We start from the raw sequence: 14414 nt of genomic DNA on the forward strand, positions 1-14414 counted from the left end.
CCCTTACGCAGCAGTCGCAGCGCGGCTGTTATGCAGCGTAGAGAAATATACGTCTTCTAGGTTAGCCGGCGCCTGTTCGAAGCCCTCTGGCGGTGTGTCTGCCATAACATGAATAACATGCTTTCCGGCAATTAGACGAGCCGAGATAATATTAAGGTGCTGTTCGAGTTCGCGGTACTCTTCTTGGCTAACCTGTTTGCGCCAGATGCGCCCTGCCAGTTCGTGTGTCAGGCTTATTGGGTTGCCTTCCATTAAGATTTGGCCCTGCCCCAACACCGCCATTTTCGGGCAAAGTTCAGACACATCATCAACAATGTGAGTAGATAATATGATGACCTTCTCTTCACCTAGGCTTACCAGCAAATTATGGAACCGGTTACGCTCTTCAGGATCAAGTCCCGCCGTAGGCTCATCAACGATAATAAGGTCGGGGTCGCCAAGTAACGCCTGAGCAATACCAAAGCGCTGACGCATACCACCAGAATAACCACTCACAGCTTTATCTCTGTGTTGCCATAAGTTTGTGTGAACTAATAGGCTTTCTACCGCCTCTTTGCGGTCTGACTTACTGTTTATTCCTTTTAATACCGCAAGATGGTCTAGCAATTTTTCAGCACTAATGCGCGGATAAACGCCGAAATCCTGTGGCAGATACCCAAGACGCTGGCGCAGCGCATTGGGATCGGCCAGAACATCGATATCGTCAAACTGAATGGAGCCTGCGTCAGGTGTTTGCAACGTGGCAATGGTTCTCATTAATGATGATTTCCCAGCACCATTCGGCCCTAGTAACCCAAACATTCCTTTGGGAATTGACAAGTCTATACCGTTCAGGGCTTTAACCCCATTTGGATACGTTTTGGTAAGGCCGATAATACTGAGCATGAACATTCCTTTAGTTTTATATTGTTCAACTTTCAGACTACGCCGTAATGGCTTGTATGTTAATTGAAAACTTGTAACAAAGTGCGAAATTTGGTCAATACAATAAAAATGAGAGCAGAGTACTTTTCAGGCAAAAAGTATTCTGCCCCACTATTTATATTTTCAAGAACCGCAAAAGTGTTTTGTTATTAGTGCTGTTTTTCACAAACAAATTAATCGTCACACTGTGTGCACTTAAATAACGGCTCTTTTGAGCCACTTTTGTGAGGATTAACAATGCCTATTGCATTATTTGCGTTAACGTTAAGTGCGTTTGCTATTGGTACTACCGAATTTGTGATTGTGGGGTTAGTGCCCACGATAGCGTCGGATCTTGGCGTAACCCTACCCAGCGCGGGATTACTCGTTAGCCTTTACGCTGTTGGCGTGGCTGTTGGCGCCCCTGTATTAACTGCATTAACCGGTAAATGGAACAGAAAACATGTACTGCTAAGTCTTATGGCTTTGTTTGTTGCCGGTAATATCCTTGCTTGGCAGGCACCTAGTTACGAAAGCCTAATAGTGGCGCGTATCTTAACTGGCCTTGCCCATGGTGTGTTCTTTTCAATTGGCTCTACTATCGCCACCAGCTTGGTTGCTAAAGAAAAAGAAGCCAGTGCCATTGCTATTATGTTTACCGGCCTTACCGTTGCCTTGGTAACAGGTGTACCGCTTGGCACGTGGATTGGACAAAGCTTTGGATGGAGAGCCACATTCTTAGTGGTATCTGCACTAGGCACTATTGCACTTATTGGCAGTGCGTTACTTGTGCCAAACAACTTAAAACAGAGTAAACCTGCGTCGTTAGGCGAGCAAATGAAAGTATTGGTTCAGCCCCGTTTAGTCTTGGTATACCTAATGACCATTCTAGGGTATGGCGGTACCTTTACCGCGTTCACTTACCTTGCGCCTATTTTGCAACAAGAATCAGGATTCGCGCCTTCTGCGATTAGCTTGATCATGCTGGTTTACGGTGTCTCAGTTGCTGTTGGAAATATATACGGTGGCAAATTAGCTGATAAAAAAGGCCCTATTCGCGCGCTCACTATTATCTTCAGCGCTTTGGCCATTATCTTATTCGCCCTAACCTTCACCATGGGTCACAAAATTGCTGCAGTGATTACTATTCTAGTGTGGGGTGCGTTTGCATTTGGAAACGTACCTGGCCTTCAAGTCTATGTTGTGCAGTTGGCGGAAAAATTCACACCAAATGCGGTAGATGTTGCTTCAGGGCTAAACATTGCAGCGTTCAACATTGGTATTGCGGTAGGTTCAATTGTTGGCGGTGCCATTGTAGAGGGCATGGAACTGTCTGATACCGCATGGATAGGCGCTGCTATTTCTGTGTCTGCGTTAGTGGTAACAAAGTACAGCGGTTACTTAGATAAACGTGACGCTTCAACTACGATAAATGCGTAAGGGTGCCATTATCAATACCAACACGTTTGATAAACTAGCAGCGCACGACTTTTCAGTAGGCGCAGAGCTTCCACTAGATAACGACTGGGCACACTTTGATGCCACAAAAGGTACGCCGTTTGGCGTACCTGATTGAACTCAACATCACAGCCGTATCTAGTTTGCAGCGTCTTATGAACGACGGAGAAGCTTTATTAAAGCGAATAACAGAGCAACGTTTAGTGGTAGAAATACCCCCAAGTTTTTGCTTTTGAAAACCTCAACGATGCGCTTCGTTATTCTAAATAAGCCAAACAAAAAGCAGTGGTGACTGTTGCCCCCTTTATTTGAGAAATATTTACAATTTTATTCGTAAGTTAGTTAGCAAATTTTGTTGTTGCGATTATTACTGCGCAAAAACGCGTTACCTTTCTTTCGTTACAATCAGGCTACAAGCCGCATTCTGACGCTATTTTAACCAACAACCTAAAAAATTTGGCAAAGTAGGCCTATGGTTTGCAGCTTTAATCGTAACTCACAAACTGAAGGGATACATTATGTTACGTTGGGCTTTAATATTTTTAGTAGTTGCATTAGTTGCGGCAGTTTTAGGATTTGGTGGAATTGCTGGTTCTGCAGCGGGTATCGCCAAAATTATATTCGGTGTTTTCGTTATCCTACTGATCATTTCAATTGTTATGAATATGGTCAGGGGTAAAAGTTAAACGAAAGCCGAATTAAAAAATTGGTTTTAAGACTTTGCGAGAGTCTGCATTAAACAGCCATTAGTCATTTGATGAATGGCTGTTTTTTTTAATTTACGCTTCATCAATGGAGACCATTATGAGCAATAAACAACGCATTACGAACGTAGGTATCGGGCTTGCCGCTGCATCTGCGGGAATTCTAGCAAGAAAAACGCTTCAAAAGTCGTGGGAAAAGGTAACTAACGCCCCCTCCCCGAAAGACAAAGGAAGTGAAAACACAGATTTTAAAGAGGCCGTAACGTGGGCTGTAGTGTCAGGTATTGGAGCAGGCGTTGCCAGAATGGCCGTTCAATATGTACTGGACAAACGCCAGTCGAAATAACACTGCCAAATTGATACCTCTTAAAAGTGTAAGCGCTTATAAGAGGTATCGAAACGTTGGGTAAATTTTCGGCCTGTTCCCCATAACATTACTGTTAAATAAACCTTCAAGATTGAATACAAGACAATTCATCGTGTAACCACCACATCACCTTATTTATCCCAATGCCTATTTTATTAACCCGCCTCTGGTTGCTAGTACAGCTGAGCTACTCTTAATACTATTTACGCTACATGCGCTATCTGCACTTAAACCCGTTTATCTCTCTTCTGGTATAAAAGAATGCAATGATAGCGCTTAAAATAACCACAGTAACGATGGTGTAGAACATAGACACCATGGGGTAGCCCCACACTATAATCAGCACATAATTTATTGAAGCGGGCACAATGAGTTGACGCGCAATACCTAAATACATGGGAAACATAGGTTTTTGCATTGCCTGCAATATAGCCACACTTTGAAACAAGACCACGTAAGCATAAAAGGCTAATGTATCAATTCTAAGATACGTTATTCCTGTATTTTTAATGGCACTGTCGTTAGTAAAAAGGCTCATTGCCAGCGGCGATAGAAAATACATAACGGGAATAGACACTATCGCCATAAAGAAACCGATTAATAACCCCTTGCGATACGTTTCAGCCACGCGGTCGTAGTTATTTACGCCCATATTCTGGCCCGCTATGGCCATTACCGCGCTATTTAACCCTAACGCTGGAAGTAACAACACCTGCTCTAGACGCAGCCCAACGGTATACCCTGCCACATGCTCACTACCAAATTGACCGATTAGTGCCACAGTAATAAAACCACCTAAAATAATGGTGAGCATATTGAAGCTAGCGGGCACAATTTGTTTAAGTAGCTTTTGCCAACGCTCTTTATCAAAAGTGGGCATTATCGATATGTTTAAACGCTTCATCAATACGCGGAATAGGTAAAACGCGGTGGCAAACTTAATCACCACTGTGGCTAGCGCTATACCGCTTACCCCTAAGTCGAGTACGAAAGTAAAGAAGGGGTTCAGCCCAAAATTAGCAAAAAAACCAATCATGAGTGCATTTCGGTTAGATTTGGTATCGCCTAGTGCCATTAACGCGCCCGCCGCACCGAAAGATAAGGTGAAGCCTACTGAACCCGTCACCGTTACCCATAAATATTCCATCGCAAGGGGCTCGATATGAGGTTCAGCGCCAAGTAAAACCACTAGCGGGCGGGCAGCAAAATAACCTAAAACACACGACACCGCGCTAAAGGCGATGGCAAGGCCGCTAACGTTATCTAGCCAGCCTTTCACTTCGTGGGTTTCTCCCCTGCCCGCCCCCGGCGCAATCATTGCAGAAGCCCCAGTTTGAATGCCAATACCAATAGATAGCAGTAAGAAGAAAACGCTGGAAGCAATGGATAAACCGGCAAGTGCGTTATCGGACAAATAGCCCGCAAACCAAATATCAGTCAGGTTATACAATGTATTGAAGATCATGCCCGTTGATGCCGGGATAGCAAGCCGCACCATATGACCGACAATAGCGCCTTCCGTCAACGATGGTTCAGATTTGGTGGCTTCTTGCATTTCGGCTCCTCAGCTATAACGAATACCCGCAACAACATACCGATTTTTAAGCCCACAGGAAGAATTTTCTATCAAGAATAAAAAATTACTTTTCGAAGTGTCGCAGTGCGTTCTGCCGCTTTGGCACTGCCGTCCTTATTGTTTAACTCACATAGGAGACTGATTGATGGGGTAATTTTAACCAACAATACGCCAACCCATGAGGCCCTTATGTTGGCTTAGGCTTTTTTTCAATATGAATGAAAACGGTGAAATTCTGGGCTTTGGCCATGGCGGCGCAGATAAAGGCTTTATGTCTCAGTTATATCTTGAGTTAGATACCGACAACGGCTACTTCTTCGCCAACAACGGCAGTAGCATCCGCTTTGAAGGCATTGATAACAGTGATGGCGGACTGGTTAAAACCCTTGTGATGGATGGTAACAAACGTGGTGAACGGATAGAGTCACTGGCAAGCTTTGCCACCGAGTAAATAGTTAAATGTAGTTGAGCGGATTATAAAAGAATTGATAGGGCTTTAAATAGATCGGCGAAAGCAGTTCCCCCACTCTTTTTATAGGTAAACCATCGCTCAAATCAGAACACTAACGTGCTTCGCATCTTGTGCTAATTTGAGGCGAGTTTTTTTCTAATTAAGCGCGTCTTCGCTGTTTTTTGAGTTATCGCATGGCCTTCAACTGTATCAGTTTCGCCAGTATCTTCTTTTTTATCGGCACATGCCTCTTTGAATACCTTGGGGCTGCAACCGTACTCATTTTTAAACAACTTATTAAAATAAGGCACGTTTTTATAGCCTACGGTGTAAGCAATTTCAGACACATTTACTGCTTTGTTATCAGCAAGTAGTCGCGCCGCTTCATTCAGGCGCAACTTATTCAAATATGCGCTAAACGTCAGGCTCAATTCTTTTTTTAATATCTCATTTATTTTGTTGCGATTAATACCCGTTCGTTGAACGACAGTATCTACTTGAAGGTCGGCATTGGCATATTCAGTGGCCATCAGTTTCAACAAGGCGCTTTTTTCACGATTCTTTTGCGGCTCAATTGACAATTGCTGATACGCGATTAACGGGCGATCCTTTCTTACTTTATCTATCACTTCTTTTAACAGCGCTTTAGTACGCAGTTTAAGCACCCATATACAGGTTCCAATCCAAGCCATCGTTGCAATAAGAATAAAGATATATACCCATCGCCAGTCGCGCCCGTGTAACTCCATGTTCATTACATTTACGTTGGCTCGCTCGCTCAATGGACTCTGAATCGAACTGCCTAAGGAGAGTTTGGCGACTTTTTGAATGTTGTAATCCTGTTTACTCAACTCCGACTTATATTGTCTGTACCACCATTCCGGTGTATCGAGTAAGTGCAAGTCGATGTCATGCTTTTCCCATGTGTCGTTACAGTTAAAGTAACGCGTGGATATTCGCTGTGATCGCGGGTCGTCAATCGTCGTTATGTTTTCATCTACCGTGTATAAGGCAAACGTTAAAATATTGTTAGGGGAACACTTAACATCAAAGCTAACAGAATCGTAATTGGATAGGTCAACCGTATTGGGGTGCCCTTTTTGATTCAAAAATACCATTTCCGCCAAAGCAAACGGACTGTAGCCTTCTCGGTCATCACTCACTAAGTTTAAATGGAAATTAAGGCTGTAATTGTCATCAGCAATTTCAATCGTAGACAGGCCTCCTTCCTTAGAATCTGAATACGGAACGGCTCGCCATTTATACTTGCCATTTTCACTTTGTGAAGACAATAAAGGCTCATTCAAAAAAGCTGAATTGAATGCTGCAAAACCTAAAATAAGCGTTAGCACTAAAAGGCTTATCACAACAAGTAACGCTTTTTTGAAAAAAACAATCATCCTAATCTAACCATTTTCAAAACCAGACACTAATAAACATCCAATTTAAGTAATACAGCTTGAACCAAATAATGACAACGACATTGTTAAAATTAAGCTCCCCGAAATTCAGCGTGAAACCATTAATGCAACTTTAAAAAATCTTATACTTTTTGCATAAAAAAGTTTAACTATTCGCACAGAAACAGCTTTTTTGCCAATAGAACTAAAATTTTTCGCGGCTTCACAATATCCTCAGAATAACAATTTTCACAAATAAATAACAATCAAGAAATGCACAGTATAAAGGTTATCGTTAACAACAAAACCAAATCCCACGCCACTGTGTTTTTAGCTCAGGTTTTATGCTGTGCATGGTTAACCTTTTTGGGCGCATCAGCAACAGCGTCGGCAAGTACGGTCCCCCAAAAATTTGCGTCAAAAAACGCAAATACACATGCAGATCTAACGTTGCACTTCGATACCCCCGGTGAACATTGGGAAAATGACGCTCTGCCATTAGGTAATGGAAAAGTAGGCGCAGCGATATTAGGGCAGCCCTTGCTCGACAAAATTCAATTTAACGAAAAAACACTATGGACAGGTGGCCCGAATTCTTCTGAAGATTACCAGTACGGATTTCCAGAGAATTCCAGCGACTTCTCCGTAACCATCAAAAAAGTACAACAACAATTGAGAGAACGGCTCAATTTAACGCCAAGCGAGGTGTCTGAGCAACTAGGACACAAGCAAACAGGATATGGCAGTTTTCAATCGTTTGGCGATTTGATCCTCAGCTTTCCTAAAACGCATGGCAGCTACACCAACTATAAAAGAAGTCTCGATTTAGCCAATGCCACAGCCCGCGTTTCTTACTCAGTGAACAGTATCAATTTTACTCGTGAGTATTTTGTAAGCTATCCCGATAACAGCCTGGTCGTGCACCTTTCATCAACCGACCTAAATGCAATTACAGTCTCTGCTCGAATTAACGTACCCGACAATCGCAGCTACACACAACGCACAGCGTTTCCTCGAAGCGTTGAAGTCAGCGGCAAGCTAAACGACAACCAACTTGAATATGCGGCAATTTTAAGTGCACAGACAAAGCGAGGATCGCTGCACATTTCTAATGGCCAATTACATATAAAAGGTGCCGACAGCGTGACCTTAAAACTCACAGCGGCAACAAACTATCAGCTTAGCTACCCAAACTATCGTGGCGAGTCGGCAATTAGCCGAGTCAATGAGCAATATAAAGCCGCCAACAAATATCCTTACCCCCAATTGAAACAGCGCCATCTTCACGACTACCAAACACTTTTTAATCGTGTCAGTCTGGATATTGGGCAAAGCCAATCCGCTAGCTCAAAACAAAACCACCGCAGCGTTCTTGATGCTATTACTACTGATCAATTGTTGAATGGGTATCCGTCTGACAACGTCACGCTAAATCGCGCGTTAGAGCATCTCTACTATCAGTATGGTCGCTATTTATTAATTGCCTCTTCGCGCAAGGGCAGCTTACCCGCTAATCTGCAAGGCGTTTGGAATAAAGACAGCCAGGCACCATGGAGCGCGGATTACCACTTGAACATAAATTTGCAGATGAATTACTGGCTGGCAAACATGACCAACTTGCCAGAAACCCTGCCCCCTTTGTTTGATTTCGTGGAAAACCTGTCGGTGACTGGCAGCCAAGCGGCTGAGCGATTATTTAAATCTTCTGGTTGGGTGGTATTCCTTAACAGTAATCCATGGGGTTCTATAGGCCTAATTGATTGGCCGACTGCATTTTGGCAACCAGAAGCGGCCGCTTGGATGTCGTTGCACTTTTACTCGCACTATCAATTTAATCAAGACAGTACCTTTTTGGCTCAGCGAGCATATCCAATCATGAAATCAGCCAGTGAATTCTGGCTCGACAACTTGGTTGAAGACGCTAACTCCGGTTTGTTAGTTGCCACTCCCAGTTATTCACCTGAACACGGCAACTTTTCCGTTGGCGCAGCAATGTCACAACAAATCATCGCTGAATTGTTCGCTAGCACAAAAGAAGCCGCGCAGTTGTTGGAAGATCATAATTTTGAACAACGATTAGCGAAAGCCATTGCGCGACTTGATCAAGGATTGCGAATTGGCCGTTGGGGGCAATTACAAGAATGGCAACAAGATGTGGATGATAAAACCAGTCAGCATCGTCACGTCTCTCATTTATTTGCTTTGCATCCTGGACGTCAAATTTCGCCAACCGAAACGCCAAAACTTGCTCAAGCGGCGAGCACCACATTGAATGCGCGTGGAGACGGTGGCACGGGCTGGAGCAAGGCGTGGAAAATCAACTTTTGGGCTCGTTTATACGACGGTGACCGCGCCCACAAACTGTTATCAGAACAATTAATGCACAGTACGTTAAATAATCTTTGGTGCAATCATCCGCCTTTTCAAATCGATGGCAACTTCGGCGCAACCTCAGGCATGACCGAAATGCTGTTACAAAGTCATAAAGGCACTATCGAATTACTACCGGCGTTGCCGAGCGCATGGCCACACGGCAGCGTAACCGGTATTAAAGCCAGAGGTAATATTGAAGTCGCTATGACATGGCAACAAAACGCGCTCACCAAAGCGGTGTTTCGTGCCAATCGTAAGGGAAAAATAGAAATACAAAATAGCGAGCTTGCCAGAGAGTTTGCACTAATGCGGTTAAATCTACCAGTACCCTACGAGCGCTTAGCCAGTAACAAAATCAGATTTAGTTCTGCTGCAGACCAAGTAACCGAGTTACTTGTCAGTGGCAATTAAATATAAACAACGATAAAGCCATTAGCCTAGTAGATAATAAAAATCGATAGGGATTTTATATATGAGAAACATATACCCAGAAAATAAAACCTATAGCTTAGCAAGTTATGCCAGGACAAAAACGACAATTAGTGTGTTAGCTGCACTTGGCCTATTACTGCCCACCATAGCTTACGCCGCAGACGATGAAAAAGACGCTGTCGAAGACCCAGACATAGAAGTAATCGATGTAAAAGGCATTCGTTCCAGTGTTATTTCAGCCCAACAAGTCAAAATGGGTTCAGATAAAATTATGGATGGCATCAGCGCCGATGATATTGGTGCATTACCCGACAGGAGTGTCACTGAAACCTTGCAACGCGTAGCAGGTGTCAGTATGGACAGATACATGAGTTTAGGCGACCCCGAACGTTTCTCTGTTGAAGGTAATGGCGTTATTGTTCGTGGTTTAACTCAAGTGCGTTCTGAAATAAACGGGCGCAATACGTTCAGTGCTGATGGTGGCCGTGTGCTAAGTTTTGCTGACGTACCACCGGAGCTGCTCAAAGCAGTTAACGTATATAAAAGCCCATCTGCCGACCAAATCGAGGGCGGGATCAGTGGTACCATAGATCTCGTTACTCGATTACCTTTCCAAGAGAGTGGTCAGCGATTCGCCTTTAGCTTAACCGGCAACTACGGTGACATCATTGATGAGGTGAAACCCGCGTACTCTGTTCTTTATTCTAATACATGGGAACTAAACGACGAAGCCAAGTTTGGTCTACTCGTAGACTTTGCTCACTCTGAACTATCTACTCGCAACGACTCCATCTACGTAAGAGATTTCCACCCTAGAACCGGTATTGCCGGTCATGAAGACGAAACCGTTTATCTGCCACGCGGCGCTGACTGGCGTTCGTTGTATTTCGAGCGTGAACGCAACGGTTCATACGTTGCGTTACAATTTGCGCCTAATCAAGATCACCAGTTTACCTTCACTTATTTCGGCAGTGACTACGACATGACATGGAGCGAAGATGCCATATTCGTGCAAAATGATCCAAGTGGTGTTTTAGCCTCAGAAGACAGTCTGTACGACAGCAATAATGCCTTCAGAAAAGGGCGCATCACGCAGCAGGGTGGCTTTATGCCAATGGGCTCTGATATTCGTGCAGCGGTACAAAATGCAGTAACCAAAGATTTCGCATTGGCTTATGAATATGCTGGCGATCACTTTGCTATTGACGCGTCACTTCAACGCGTTGACTCCACCTCTGAAGGACTCGATTCAACAGTTGCGTTGGAAGTTACCATTCCTTACCTAGACGTAGACTTAACCGGAGACTTGCCGGTCATCATGTCAGATAGCGCCCACTTGGCCGACCCAAGTAATTATTATTGGGCTTTTATCATGGACAACCAATATGACAAAACGGCTGACATGACCGCCGCGGATGTAGATGTTGAATACTTCTTAGAAAATGACGTTATTGAAAGTGTTAAGTTTGGTGTGCGTTACAGCTCAGCGAATTCAAATAACGCCGACACAGGTTACAACTGGAGTCCGTTGGCGCCTGCATGGTTACAAGGCGGAATTACAGGCGGTACTGAGAACATCTATCCCGACTCTTCGGCGTTGAGCCTAAATGAATTTGAAAATTTCTTTGGCGGCGAAGTTACATCACCTTCCAATATTTTTGCGCCGCTGCGCAGCTTCGCACTTGACTACCCTAACAGCTTTAACGATTTACAAAGCAGGTTTGAATACGCCGATTGGGCCGGTTGGGCATACTGGAATCAGCGCAACCTGAATGACCAAGCTTGGCAAAATAACCAATCAGAGAAAACCTATTCAGCCTATACAATGGCTAACTTCTCATTGGATAACTTTTCCTATCCAATTACGGGTAATTTTGGCATTCGTTATGTAAGAACCGACAACACCGCGCATGGCTCGTTAACTTACCCTGAAGTTGATTTATTCGGAGGTTCAGGCACTGGAGCGGAACCGCTTGAAGCCGAACACAACTACGATAACTGGTTGCCAAGTTTAAACATAAAAGTAGAGCTGTCTGATGAGCTATTACTTCGTTTTGCAGCATCTAAAGCGATGGCTCGGCCAGACTTTAACAAGCTTGCAGCCTCAATAAACCTGAATGCATCGCTGAAGGATGAATGTAACAGTGGTGATGCAACAGCGTGCCTGCCAATTGGCCCCGAAGACTACAACCTAACTTTAGAGTCTTCGACGAACCCTTATTTAGACCCTATGGAGTCAACCCAGTTTGACGTTTCGTTAGAGTGGTATTACGCAGAAGACAGTTCAGCTTACGTCGCGCTTTTCAGCAAAGATATTTCCGGTTACCAGGTTACGCTGGATTCACAGGTTGATTTTGGCGGTTATACGTATAATGCCAGATGGCCAATTAGTGACGCTGAAGCCGATATCAAAGGTTTGGAGCTTTCGGTTAACCACTTCTTCCACTCCCTTCCCGCACCATTTAATGGCCTAGGTCTACAAGCAAACTACACCTATATCGATAGCAGTACAGATACACAATTGAGTGCATCACCGGTTGATACTGACGGCTCAACATACGACACACAGCCCTTTGCTGCGTTGTCAGAAAACTCATTAAACCTCATCGGTATTTATGAGTACGGTGATATCTCTGTGCGCTTTGCTTACAACTGGCGTAGTGAGTACTTAGTTTCAGTAGGACCTAATGGTTACAACGGTAACCGAATTGATGGCGGTACATACGCGTTACCCGTTTACAACGCCCCAGCGGGCTATTTAGACGGCTCAGTATCTTACCGTATCAATGACAGCCTGTCGGTTGTACTTGAAGCCAACAACATATTGAACACGGTAACTGAAATCGAAACTAAGCAAAATGCATCGGGTAACTATCGCTCAACGTTCCACGCAAACGACGTCCGCTATGCGCTGTCTATTCGCGGTAACTTTGAACTCTAGATTCAACCTCTTGAATATGAAATCAACCTACAGCACTGGCAAAACCAGTGCTGTAGTGACTGAGATTAATTCGTTTAACCTTATTAAAGCTAAAAAGTTATGAATTTAAAGTTACCCGTATTGGCAACAACCTTAACATGTCTCATTCTAATTGGCTGTCAAAGTACCTTACCTGTAACCAACGACTCGCCAAGCAACTCCACTAGAGCCCTGCCCCAAGTCATTAGCAAAGAGGGGCGCCACCAGTTTCAGGTCGATGGAAAACCTTATTTATTGTTGGGAGCTCAAACCAATAATTCAGCCAACTATCCAAGTGCACTAAATGACGTATGGCCCGTGTTTGACAAAATGAACGCTAACACACTCGGTATTCCCGTTGCTTGGGAGCAGATTGAACCGGAGCAAGGTAAATTTGACTTTAGCTACCTAGACACTTTGATAGCCGAGGCCAAAGAACGTGATGTAAGAGTGGTGTTACTGTGGTTTGCCACATGGAAAAACAACTCACCTAAATACGCGCCTTCTTGGGTTAAGTTAGACAACAAAACATATCCGAGAGTGATCACTAGAGACGGAAAGATCCTTAACTCTCTGTCCCCTCTGGCAAGAAGCACACTTGATGCAGATAAAACGGCCTTTAAAGCCCTAATGACTTACTTACGCGATAACGATCCAACACATCAAGTCATTATGGTTCAAGTGCAAAACGAAGTCGGCACCTATGGCGCTAAACGTGACTTTTCGCCAATGGCGCAAAAAGTGTTTGAGCAAGCAGTCCCTAAACAATTAACGGATGCCTTAGGTAAACCCTCAGGCACGTGGCTACAAGTATTTGGCAAAGATGCCGACGAGTTCTTCCATGCTTGGCATATCGGCACCTACGTAGATGAAATTGCGGCCGCTGGCAAAAAAATCAAGAACCTGCCCATGAACGTAAACGTGGCGTTGCGAAATCCGTTCAACCCAGGAGAGGGATATTCCATGGGAGGCCCAACCGACAACGTTATCGATTTATGGAAAGTAGCGGCACCTAACATCGACATGATTTCGCCTGATATTTATTTTAGGGATTATAAAACCGTGGCCGCAGTCTTAGCGCTGTATTCGCGACCAGACAACCCTTTGTTTGTTGCGGAAATTGGTAACGACCAACCCTACGCTCGCTACTTCTTTTCTACACTCGGTCAGCAAGGCATTGGGTTTGCGCCATTCGGTATGGACTATACCGACTACGTTAACTTTCCATTGGGCGCTAAAGACATGAGCGATGCCACCATCAAACCATTTGCCGACAATTACGCACTCATGGAATCGTGGTCTTCTACGTGGGCAGAACTCAGCTTTAGTACTGAAACATGGGGAGTTGCAGAGCCACTCAACACAGCCGAAGACCAAGCAGTTTGGAACGCCGAAGTATCTGCAGCACTAGCCCAAGAAAAATCAAAGCAATATACACAAGAACTCGATCTAGGTCGTTGGAAAGCAACCGTAACCTATGGTCGTCCGATGTTTTGGATTTCGCCGCCAAAGGGCAATGACCCATCATCAGGTGGTGCACTAATCGCCAAACTTTCTGAAAACGAATATTTGGTCACAGGCGTTCGTTGCCGCGTTGAGCTTACCCCTTCTGACGAAATCGATGGCTTACCATTTATGATCGACCGCGTGGAGGAGGGTTATTTTGATGACGCGGGTACATGGGTATTTGAACGGGTTTGGAACGGTGACCAAACCGATTGGGGCCTTAATTTCACATCAGAGCACCACATTTTGAAAATCAAAATGGCAACTTACGAACACTAAAAAGAA

The 14414-nt window shown here is 44.3% G+C and carries 11 protein-coding genes; 8 read left to right on the top strand and 3 right to left on the bottom strand.

Annotated features, from left to right (window positions below):
- Positions 1-3: 3 nt before the first annotated feature.
- Positions 4-885: an ABC transporter ATP-binding protein gene (locus FLAVO9R_RS14940; RefSeq protein ID WP_159532574.1), complete on the bottom strand. Its 882-nt coding sequence runs from the start codon at positions 883-885 to the stop codon at positions 4-6.
- A gap of 276 nt (positions 886-1161) precedes the next feature.
- Between FLAVO9R_RS14940 and FLAVO9R_RS14945 the strand changes: the two genes are divergently transcribed.
- From FLAVO9R_RS14945 to FLAVO9R_RS14960, 4 genes are all read left to right on the top strand, one after another.
- Complete coding sequence (locus FLAVO9R_RS14945; RefSeq protein ID WP_159532576.1) at positions 1162-2343, top strand: MFS transporter; 1182 nt, start codon at positions 1162-1164, stop codon at positions 2341-2343.
- A complete protein-coding gene (locus tag FLAVO9R_RS14950; RefSeq protein ID WP_232370663.1) occupies positions 2336-2479 on the top strand; it encodes a hypothetical protein in 144 nt (47 codons plus the stop codon). Before FLAVO9R_RS14945 ends, FLAVO9R_RS14950 begins: the two co-directional genes overlap by 8 nt.
- 400 nt (positions 2480-2879) lie before the next feature.
- Positions 2880-3047 (top strand): DUF1328 domain-containing protein, encoded by a 168-nt coding sequence (locus tag FLAVO9R_RS14955; RefSeq protein WP_159532578.1) that lies wholly within the window; start codon positions 2880-2882, stop codon positions 3045-3047.
- 118 nt (positions 3048-3165) lie between these two features.
- Positions 3166-3411, top strand: coding sequence for a DUF4235 domain-containing protein (locus tag FLAVO9R_RS14960; protein WP_159532580.1), 246 nt, complete (start codon positions 3166-3168; stop codon positions 3409-3411).
- Positions 3412-3649: 238 nt separating this feature from the next.
- Here the strand turns inward: FLAVO9R_RS14960 and FLAVO9R_RS14965 are convergent, their stop codons facing one another.
- Positions 3650-4987: an MATE family efflux transporter gene (locus tag FLAVO9R_RS14965; RefSeq protein ID WP_159532582.1), complete on the bottom strand. Its 1338-nt coding sequence runs from the start codon at positions 4985-4987 to the stop codon at positions 3650-3652.
- 235 nt (positions 4988-5222) lie between these two features.
- Between FLAVO9R_RS14965 and FLAVO9R_RS14970 the strand changes: the two genes are divergently transcribed.
- Positions 5223-5459, top strand: a complete 237-nt coding sequence (locus FLAVO9R_RS14970; RefSeq protein ID WP_232370664.1) for a hypothetical protein — start codon at positions 5223-5225, stop codon at positions 5457-5459.
- A 134-nt stretch (positions 5460-5593) separates the two neighbouring features.
- Here the strand turns inward: FLAVO9R_RS14970 and FLAVO9R_RS14975 are convergent, their stop codons facing one another.
- The gene (locus tag FLAVO9R_RS14975; RefSeq protein ID WP_159532584.1) at positions 5594-6859 is read right to left on the bottom strand and encodes a helix-turn-helix domain-containing protein; all 1266 of its coding nucleotides are present in this window, start codon (positions 6857-6859) and stop codon (positions 5594-5596) included.
- A 273-nt stretch (positions 6860-7132) separates the two neighbouring features.
- Between FLAVO9R_RS14975 and FLAVO9R_RS14980 the strand changes: the two genes are divergently transcribed.
- The 3 genes from FLAVO9R_RS14980 (at position 7133) to FLAVO9R_RS14990 (ending at position 14408) form a co-directional block, all read left to right on the top strand.
- Positions 7133-9643, top strand: coding sequence for a glycoside hydrolase family 95 protein (locus FLAVO9R_RS14980; protein ID WP_159532586.1), 2511 nt, complete (start codon positions 7133-7135; stop codon positions 9641-9643).
- Positions 9644-9704: 61 nt separating this feature from the next.
- Entirely contained in the window at positions 9705-12605 is a 2901-nt protein-coding gene (locus tag FLAVO9R_RS14985; RefSeq protein ID WP_159532588.1) for a TonB-dependent receptor, read from the top strand.
- A 99-nt stretch (positions 12606-12704) separates the two neighbouring features.
- The gene (locus tag FLAVO9R_RS14990) at positions 12705-14408 is read left to right on the top strand and encodes a DUF5597 domain-containing protein (RefSeq protein WP_159532590.1); all 1704 of its coding nucleotides are present in this window, start codon (positions 12705-12707) and stop codon (positions 14406-14408) included.
- Positions 14409-14414 lie beyond the last annotated feature (6 nt).

This window comes from Alteromonas sp. 38 (genome assembly GCF_902506055.1).
GTDB lineage: Bacteria > Pseudomonadota > Gammaproteobacteria > Enterobacterales > Alteromonadaceae > Alteromonas > Alteromonas lipotrueae.